This is a genomic window from Alkalibacterium thalassium (genome assembly GCF_900101165.1).
In the GTDB taxonomy this organism is placed as follows: Bacteria; Bacillota; Bacilli; order Lactobacillales; family Carnobacteriaceae_A; genus Alkalibacterium; species Alkalibacterium indicireducens.
In genome coordinates, this window is record NZ_FNFK01000023.1 from 19596 (window position 1) to 29378 (window position 9783).

General features: G+C 43.9%; 8 protein-coding genes. 7 read left to right on the top strand and 1 reads right to left on the bottom strand.

Features of this window, described 5'->3' with window-relative positions; translation table 11 throughout:
* Window positions 1-17: 17 nt before the first annotated feature.
* From BLR76_RS06410 to BLR76_RS06440, 7 genes are all read left to right on the top strand, one after another.
* On the top strand, window positions 18-1442 hold the full coding sequence (locus tag BLR76_RS06410; protein ID WP_091266964.1) for a PTS transporter subunit EIIC: 1425 nt from the start codon (window positions 18-20) through the stop codon (window positions 1440-1442).
* Window positions 1435-2469 (top strand): MupG family TIM beta-alpha barrel fold protein, encoded by a 1035-nt coding sequence (locus BLR76_RS06415; RefSeq protein WP_091266966.1) that lies wholly within the window; start codon window positions 1435-1437, stop codon window positions 2467-2469. Before BLR76_RS06410 ends, BLR76_RS06415 begins: the two co-directional genes overlap by 8 nt.
* A 205-nt stretch (window positions 2470-2674) precedes the next feature.
* Window positions 2675-3586: an alpha/beta hydrolase gene (locus BLR76_RS06420; RefSeq protein ID WP_091266968.1), complete on the top strand. Its 912-nt coding sequence runs from the start codon at window positions 2675-2677 to the stop codon at window positions 3584-3586.
* A gap of 15 nt (window positions 3587-3601) precedes the next feature.
* Window positions 3602-4951 (top strand): condensation domain-containing protein, encoded by a 1350-nt coding sequence (locus BLR76_RS06425; RefSeq protein ID WP_091266973.1) that lies wholly within the window; start codon window positions 3602-3604, stop codon window positions 4949-4951.
* Window positions 4951-5616 (top strand): DUF6320 domain-containing protein, encoded by a 666-nt coding sequence (locus BLR76_RS06430; RefSeq protein ID WP_091266977.1) that lies wholly within the window; start codon window positions 4951-4953, stop codon window positions 5614-5616. Before BLR76_RS06425 ends, BLR76_RS06430 begins: the two co-directional genes overlap by 1 nt.
* Before the next feature lie 31 nt (window positions 5617-5647).
* Window positions 5648-6046 carry a (deoxy)nucleoside triphosphate pyrophosphohydrolase gene (locus BLR76_RS06435; protein WP_091266980.1) on the top strand — a complete coding sequence of 133 codons (399 nt, stop codon included), beginning with the start codon at window positions 5648-5650 and terminating at the stop codon, window positions 6044-6046.
* Entirely contained in the window at window positions 6046-8910 is a 2865-nt protein-coding gene (locus BLR76_RS06440; protein ID WP_091266983.1) for a DEAD/DEAH box helicase, read from the top strand. Before BLR76_RS06435 ends, BLR76_RS06440 begins: the two co-directional genes overlap by 1 nt.
* Window positions 8911-8958: 48 nt before the next feature.
* Here BLR76_RS06440 and BLR76_RS06445 read toward each other — a convergent pair.
* On the bottom strand, window positions 8959-9783 hold an 825-nt coding region (locus BLR76_RS06445), incomplete at its 5' end, for a sensor domain-containing diguanylate cyclase (protein WP_143009203.1).

Below are 9783 nucleotides of genomic sequence, written 5' to 3' on the forward strand. Positions count from 1 at the left end.
GAAAAGGAGAATAGTCAATGGTTAAAAACAATGAAACCCTGATTAAAGAAATCGTTGGAGCTGTCGGTGGTACGGAGAATATCAATTCTGCCACTAACTGCATGACCCGTCTTCGTATGAATATTAAGGATAAAAGTAAGATCGACCAGGATACCCTGAAAAATACTGAAGGGGTCATGGGCGTTGTGGACGCGGAGACCCTTCAAGTGGTCGTTGGTCCCGGGAAAGCGAAGAAATTGGCTGACCTGTTGATCGAAACGTATAAGGTTCCATCATCTTCAGACTCTTCAAATAACTGGCAGGACAACAAACAGGCTGTCAAAGACCGTCAGAACCAAGGCAAACTAAAAAGTGCACTGGAACTGATCGCAAATATCTTTATTCCAATGATTCCTGCTATTATTGCAGCCGGTATTTTCCAGGGATTCAGTAGTCTTCTTGGAACAATGCTCGGTGAAGGAACAATCAGTGGAGAGTTCTGGGATGGCATGCGAATCACATTTGCTCTTATCGGAAACAGCTTCCTCGGTTACTTCGTAATCTTCACCGGTGTGAATGCAGCTAAACGTTTTGGAGCAACTGAAGCACTGGGTGGAATGATCGGTGCGGCATCAATCGCTGCTCCACTAGTTGAACTGTCCACTTTAGTTGGGCTTTACGACGCAGAAGAGCCGTTAAATTCCATTCTTACAACAGGTAAAGGCGGAATCATCGGAGTTATCTTCGGGGTCTATATTTTATCTAAGATTGAAAAAGCTGTACGTAAACGTGTGCCTGACGTGCTGGACCTGATCGTCACACCAGTTATCACATTGCTTATCACTGTCCTGCTGATGGCGTTCGTTATAATGCCACTTTCAGGATTTGCATCAGATTTCCTGGTAGATGCCTTAAGTGTCATCATCGGATCTGAGAATATGTTTGTCAGTGTCCTGTCCGGTTACATTCTTGCAGCTGTGTTTCTTCCAATGGTTCTTCTTGGACTGCACCACGGTCTAATTCCGATTTATGCCATTCAACTCGAAGCTCTGGGCGGCGTATCATTATTCCCAGTGCTTGCTATGGCTGGAGCGGGTCAAGTCGGTGCGGCGATTGCAATCTTCATCATTGCTAAAAAAGCTAAGAACCAGCGCCTGCAGCAAGTCATCTCTGGTGCATTGCCAGCTGGAATACTTGGAATCGGTGAACCGCTTATCTATGGAGTCACTTTGCCATTAGGTAAACCATTCATCACTGCTGGACTTGGTGCCGGATTCGGTGGCGCTTATGTCATGTTGATGGGCGTTATGGCAAATGCCTGGGGTCCATCTGGGTGGGTCGCACTTCCATTGATGCAAGGGAACGGTATGCTGCACTATGGAATTGGTATCCTGCTTTCTTACGTTGCCGGATTCCTCATTACCTTCCTGTTTATAAAAGCTAAGGACATTGAGCATGTCTAAATCTTTAGGATTTTCGGTCTATGTTTCCCATTTCGAGAAACAGAAGTCGGCTCTTGAACAGTTAAAAGGACAGGGCATACCCATCTTCACCTCACTTCATATGAGTGAAGAAATGACACAGGATTACGTCAATAAGGTTGAAGACATGTGTCAATGGCTGGCGGACAATGAGTTTTATGTGATCGCCGATGTCTCACCGGTCACGATCGAAAAATTTGGTGAGCAGTCATTGAACACTTTAGCTGATCGTCTTCACTTGAGTAATATCAGGCTCGACTATGGGTTTGATCTGGATACGATCGAACTGGATGAGGCGCTGGATCTGACTTTCAACGCTTCAACAGTTCGGGAGACTGACAAACAGTTTTCAGAGGCCCTGTACATGCATAATTTTTATCCAAGGCCAGAAACGGGACTGGAGCCAGAGCAGTTTGTGAAAATGAATCAGGCGATTCGAGCTGCTTCAGGTAGACTGGGAGCCTTTATAACGGGGGATAAGGAGCTTAGAGGGCCGATATACGAAGGGCTTCCGACACTTGAATCTCACCGGTCACAGTCACCATACGCACAATACGTGGATCTGGTGAAACGGTATGACATAGATAACATTTTTGTGGGAGATGTCAGACTGTCTGACGAAGAGCTAAACTTGATTCTGGCGTATAGCAGGGATGGCCTCGTCCGGCTTCCTGTTAAGTTTTCCGAAGAGAACCGTTATCTCTATGACCAGCCGTTTACAGTTCGGGTAGATTCGCCGTCGACACTTATTCGTGTGCAGGAGTCACGTGAGTATGCTCAGCCGGGGAGAACAGTGAGTGCGTCGCATACTACAGCACGGACAAGAGGATCTGTAACTTTGGATAACGAAGGCTACAAGCGGTATTCGGGGGAAGTTCAGATAACGAAGAAGGACTATCCAGCAGATGAGCGAGTCAATGTCATCGGTAAGATAGCAGACAACCATTTGCTTCTTCTGGACAATCTGTCTAACGGAGACCGGTTCATGTTTGTGGAAGAAAATGATTGAAGAGGTAAACCAGCATCCCGCCCGGATGCTGGTTTTTTCTATATTAGAGCGGTGGTTAGACGGGTCGAGGGGGGTACTCGCTATAACTCTTCTTAAAGCAGGGTAATTAAGGTAAAATGAGGGAGTACTTATATCGACTCGGGTTATCAGGACCGGTTCGATATATGGTAAACTGTTAAAAAGTTCAGTTCCATGAGGAGAAAAAATGAATCCACTGTTTAAATTTATATTGAGGCTGGCCTCTTCACCAAAAATAGATATTCAAGAGGACTACCAGACCATCCGGCGCATGCAGAGATTGTTTTCTAAACAGCCTAAGCCGACCTACCGAATTATGGATGAGAGAATTTATGCGACAGCAGATGATCACGAAATACCTGTCAGGATTTTCTATCCTAAAGAAAAGAAGTACGATGAGCCGGTGATCTATTTTCATGGTGGGGGCTGGGTAATCGGAGATATCGAGACATACACACGTCCATGTGTGAATCTGGCGGACAGCATGGGGCGGATCATCTACTCAGTCGATTACAGGCTCGCACCGGAACACCCGTATCCGGCAGGTCTGGATGACTGTCTGAGAGTGGCTGAAGTGCTGATGACGAAGCTGGATGAGAACGAACCGGACTGGATCCTAATGGGAGACTCTGCAGGAGCCAACTTAGCAGCTGCCGTCTCACTGTTGTTGAGAGATAAAAAGAAGCGTCTGCCTTCAAGGCAAATCCTCATTTATCCAGTGACGTACTGGGATCACACCGAAGCATCGCCGTTCGAATCGATTCGGACCAATGGCTACGATTATGGCCTGACCATCAAGAAAATTCAGGAGTATATGGAACTATATGCACCTGACGAAGAGATACGCAAGAGCCAGACGATTTCACCACTGATGGCTGAGGATCTGTCGAATCAGCCTGATACACTGGTCATAACCGCAGAATTCGATCCGCTTAGGGACGAAGGGGAGGCATACGCCAGAGCCCTGGAAGAAGCAGGCAACACCGCTAAAATTCATCGGGTCAATAACAGTGTACACGGGTTCATCACTTATCCTAAATTCACTGAACCGGTCGAGGAGACCTTTGCAGCAATCAATTCATTTTTAAATCAATCATAAGGAGGAGGCAGAGGCATGGAAAAGAAAAATTGGGTCAGACTGGACAATGCCTCGAATATCTTTTTAGCTGCACGTACGGATGTGGATACTAAAGTCTTTCGTTTTACAGCACAAATGTCTGAAAAAGTCGATCCGGCCTCCCTTCAGAAAGCACTGATCAAAGTTTATGAAGGCTACCCGCTCTTTCAGAACGTCATGAGACGGGGGATTTTCTGGTACTATCTGGAACACACTGAAAAGATTCCGTATGTCCAGCCTGAAACCATGCCGCCCTGTACGGCCATTTATCATTATGACCGGAAAGAACTGCTGTTCAGGGTGATTTATAATGAAAACCGTATCCATATCGAAGTCTTTCACGCACTGACTGATGGAACAGGAGCGATGTGGTTCTTTGAAGACCTGATAACAGAATACACCCGCTTAAGACATCCGGAAGCCTTTGGGAAAAACTCTGAGCGTACGCCTCGACAGAAACAGGATCTGGAAGACAGCTTCAACCGCTACTTCAGAAAGAAAAAGAAGAAGCGTGAGAACGTACCTACTCGGGAACCGTTTGAAGAAGCGTATAAGGAAGCGGACAACATCGAGAAAAGTCTTCAGCCGTATGAAGAACAGACTGACTATTCAAATGTACACAGAGTTAAAGGCACAATCACACCCGATCACCGTCCGCGAATTATTGAGATAACCACACAGGTCAAAGATGTACTGGCTCTGTCTAAGAAGCACAAGGTATCACTGACCTTATATCTGACGGCTATCTTTATGATATCCGTCTACGAGTCGATTGATGAGAAAAAAGAAGAGGACACCGTCACTGTTTCGATACCGGTCAATTTGAGACAATTCTATCCGTCTTTTTCAGTCAGAAATTTTTTCAGTACGACTTTGATGGCGTATACCTTTAAAAAGAATCAGCCATATAATATCGAAGACATCTGTCAGGAGATCGATAAGCAGCTGAAGAAGGAAATCAAACCTGAAGCTATTGAAAAACGTCTGAAACGGTTCATCGGCTTTGAATTTCATCCGGCCATTCGTGTCGTGTTTAGACCGATCAAGGACCTGGTGCTGAAATGGGTCAGCCTCTATACGAACCGGAAAATAACAGTAGCGATGTCCAACCTTGGGAAACTGTCACTCCCTGAAATGGTTGAACCATACGTGGAGAATATCAATTTTTACACGGCAGTCGTCAGACCTCAGTTCTGCGTAAACAGTTATAAGGATAAACTCAATATTCTGTTCACCAGTCCATTCATCGAAACGGATATTCAGAAACGATTTATCAGATACCTGTCCAGCGAAGGGCTTGATATCCAGCTGGATGTCAACAAGGTGACGAGAGAGGAGTTTGAGTGATGAAAAAGTGTACTGAATGTAAGGTCGATGTGCTGGATAACTGGAATGCCTGTCCGTTATGCGACACACCATTGATTGAATCAGGAAAGAGAAGCCCGTCTACATCCTTTCCGGAAGTCGGTCTGAGGTTCCAGAGGAGAAAAGTCAAGCAGTCACTGACGCTAGTGTCATTACTGGTCATTTTGATTTACTTCATCAGTCAGTCGATCTGGCGCTTCCGCTTTTTCGGACTTGAGTTCGTGCTATTCGGACTGATGGTCACCTGGATGATGGTACTGGTCCTGATTAGAAAGCGGCGGAACATCGTAAAAGGGATCGTCTACATTCTCTTTCTCTTCTCTCTATTAAGCGTGTACTTTGACTATATTCTCGGCTGGCTCGGCTGGTCACTGACCTTCGTGATACCGATTCTGTGTATCTCTGCCCTGATGGCGATGTTTGTGGTGATACAAGTCGTCAGGCTACAGGCAGGCGACTATATTCTGTACCTTCAGCTGGCAGCCTTAGTAGGCTTCATCCCTTTCCTTTTTATACAAATGGATTGGGTCGTCATCGATCTGCCCAGCTGGCTGTCTGTTCTGTTCAGCTTCATCATGTTCTGGTCCGTTCTGCTTCGCCACGGCAAAGCTATAAAGAATGAGTTGAGCAAACGAATGCACGTTTAAAATGAAAAATGAATGAAGTAAGGGTGTTAATATGAAGGATATATATGTAGTTGGGGCAATCATAGTAGAAAATGGGAAGATATTATGTGCACAAAGGGGGAATGAGAAATCTCTTCCTAATTTGTGGGAGTTTCCTGGTGGTAAAATAGAAAAAGGAGAAACACCGCAGGCAGCTCTATTGCGGGAACTCAACGAGGAACTGATGATAGAAGTCGAGGTATCAGAGAAACAATTTGAATTTACTAAATATGAGTATGATTTTGGACGTGTGCATCTGGCTACTTTTCTTTGCATGCTGACGAAGGGGCGTCCCAAGCTGACGGAGCACCGACAGGTCAGATGGCTTGCTCCGTCAGAATTAAATAAGCTAGACTGGGCTCCAGCTGATATCCCGGCGGTCGAAAAACTGATGTCTGGAGGAATAAGTTAATGGTAGATCGTTTGATGCAGTCACTGGAGAAAGCATTTGTGGATCAGAGAATGACGAGTTCTCATTATGATCCAAAACTAATCGTAAATGACCAGCAGAAGAAAGCATATATGCTTAATGCCCTGCACGATGAATTAGATACGTGTGAGTCATTCTTTTTTTCCGTTGCCTTTGTAACCCAGGATGGACTGGCTTCACTCAAAGCACAGTTGTCGGATTTGGACAGACGGGGAGTGAGGGGCCGTCTGCTTACATCAGTCTACTTAGCTTTTAATCAGCCAGCAGTATTTAAGGATCTGCTGTCTATCCCTAACCTCGAGGTCAAATTGTCCAACAAAGATGGGTTTCACTCTAAAGGTTACTTGTTCAAGCAGAGTACCTATCACTCTTTCATCATTGGAAGTTCAAATCTGACTATGAGTGCTCTGAAGGTCAACTATGAGTGGAATGTTCGTCTGACATCACGTGATAACGGGCAAATGATTCAGGACATCCAGGATCATATGGAAGAAGAGTGGCATCAGGCAGACCCGCTGACGGTCACATGGATCGAAGACTACAGTGCTTCGTATAAAACAAGAGTAAGATGGACCGATGCATATGTTCCCCCAATAGATGACCAGGAAGATACGTACATTACGCCAAACGTCATGCAGAAAGATGCCTTGAGGAACTTGGCTAACCTTCGCCGAAGAGGTGAGAAAAAAGGCATCATTGTGTCTGCAACTGGGACAGGAAAGACCTATTTGTCTGCCTTTGATGTTCTACAAGCCAGGCCAGATAAAGTTTTATTTGTAGTACATAGAGAACAGATTTTAAACAAAGCCAAAGAGAATTTTCAGAAAATTTTGGGTGGAAAGAAAGAAGATTACGGTATATTGTCGGGATCAAAAAAGGAGAGCGACGCGAAGTATCTATTTGCCACAGTTCAGACAATGTCAAAAGAATCGATTTTTAGTCAATTCACTGAAGATCATTTTGATTATATTTTAATTGATGAAGTGCATAAAGCAGGTGCTCAGTCATATCATCGTATACTTGAATATTTCAATCCGGAATTTTTACTTGGAATGACTGCTACTCCTGAGCGTACAGATGGGTTTAATATCTTTGAACTATTTGATTACAATATTGCTTACGAAATTAGGCTGCAAGAAGCCTTAGAAGCGGACATGCTCGCTCCATTTCACTATTTTGGGGTGACAGATTATGAGAAAGATGGAGAACTCATATCTGATACGACGACCATTAACCAGCTTGTAGAAGAAGAACGAGTGAATTATCTTCTTCAGAAGCTGAATTACTATGGCTGCTCAAAAAATGTGCCTAAGGGGCTGGTTTTTTGTAGCCGAAAGGAAGAAGCTGAAAGGCTGGCAAGGTCGTTCAACGAAAGAGATATTCCAAGTGCTTATCTTTCGGGTGAAGACACATTAGAAAAGAGAGAACAAGAGGTCAGACGGCTTGAAGAAGGTCAGTTGAATTATCTTTTTACTGTAGACATCTTCAATGAAGGGATAGATATACCTAAAATCAATCAGGTAGTAATGCTGAGAAACACACAATCGAGCATCATTTTTATCCAGCAGCTGGGGCGTGGTCTGCGTAAAGACCCATCGAAGGATTATGTAACAGTTATAGATTTTATAGGAAATTACAAAAATAATTACATGATTCCAATGGCTCTGTCAGGTGATGTGTCCAGGAATAAAAATGGGCTACGTAAAGATACGTATGATACAGGGTTTCTATCAGGTGTGTCGACAATCAATTTTGAAGAGATAGCGAAAAAACAGATCTTTCAATCGATCGATCAAGCGAAACTGGACTCGATGAAAGAGTTGAGAAAGGGGTTCGAACTGCTGTATAACCGCCTTGGCCGTGTTCCTTATTTAAAGGACTTCCAGCTTTATCAAACGTTTGATCCAGTACTTCTAGCTAACAAGAAGAAAACGTATTATAATTTTCTAGTAAGTATGAAAGAAAATGAAGCCGTGTTGTCTGAGCGTGACCAATTGTATCTATTGATCGCATCAAGAGAACTACTTCCTGGAATGAGGAGAAATGAGCTGAGTCTATTAAGTGAACTGATGAAAGAATCGGTCGACGTAGTAACCTTCAGCGATGTGAAAAATCTTTTCAGATCTCAAGGTCTCCTCCATGACGATGAAACCATACGATCGGTCCTTCAGACACTCGATCTCAGTTTTTATAGAGGATCTTCTGCTATCCTTTTTAAAAATCAACCTTTTATTACAGTTAGTGACCATATAGTTTCTTTAGACAAAAGGTTTAAGCAGGCATTATCCAATAAATATTTCTTTAAGTTGTTCATGGACATAATCGAGACAGCCAGCTTAAGATCTAAATCATTCAATGACCATGAACCACTTACTACCTATCAGAAATATAAGCGGAAAGACGTTCTTCGATTGTTAAACTGGAAAGAACAGATGGTAGATCAGAACATTGGCGGCTATATTTCGGCAGAAGGTGAATTCGTTATTTTCGTCACGCTGGAAAAAGGAGAAGATTTTTCTGGAGCACAGATGTCATATGCAGACGAGCTTGTAGACAATGAAACGATGCACTGGTTCACTAAATCCCCTCGAACACTCTCTTCTCCGGAAGTCAAAAAATTACAGGATCCAGATTCATGGACATTTAGAGTATTCGTAAAGAAATCTGATGATGAAGGAACGGAATTTTATTATCTGGGGGAAGTGATCCCGGTTCAAGATACCATCAGACAGGTAGAAAAACCATTACAGGATGGCAGGCTGAAATCTGTGGTCGAAATGATGCTCAAGTTTAAGACTCCTATTGAACGAACTCTGTTTAACTATTTAACATTAAATGAAAAATAACAAAAGATCCCGACGCTAGTCAAGCGTGCGGGATCTTTTGTTTAGCAGCTACATTGCTTTGGAATGGCGTTTATTCTTGTACATGGCTGCGTCGGCCTTATTTAGAAGGTTCTCTACAGAGTCACCATCTTTAGGGTAGTAGGCAAAGCCGACACTCGGCGTGCAGACGATTTCTTCTCCATCAATGAGGTAAGGTTTGTTCAGCTTGTTCAGGAGCTGACTGGCCCATCTCATCGCATCATCATAGCTATCGAGATCATCAATCAGAATAGTGAACTCATCCCCGCCCAGTCGTGCGGCACAATCATCTTTCTTGACCATCGAAGCAATGCGTCTGGCGACCTGAGCCAATAGCTTATCGCCAAAGGCATGACCATAATCATCATTGACGTCTTTGAAATTATTCAGATCCATAAAGAGAAGCGCAAATTTCTTATCATGAAGCCTGTCATCCTCTATAGCTTTCTGAAGAACTTCTTCGAAACGGATGCGGTTGGCCAGGTGAGTCAGATGGTCATGGAAGGCCATATACTGGATCTGCTCCTGATTGATCTTGTTCTCCGTAATGTCTCGCGCAATGGCGTAGACGCCAATAACTTCTCCATCTACCTTGATCGGCACATGAGTCACACCCAGGTAATAAAACTCATTGCCTAGATTGCTGAAAGGAAGCTCATAATGCTTGAAGATGCCTTTTTTAGCGTTATTAAAATGTCCTTTGACCGTTTCCTGATAATCGGCATGTATAGTGTCAATCAGTGAGTGTCCGATCAGTTCTTCCTTTGTTTTGCCGAGAATTTCAGCACCTTTTTCATTGACACTCAGGACTGTACCGTCAAGTGTGAATGAAAAGGCTGCGTCAGGATGATGCTC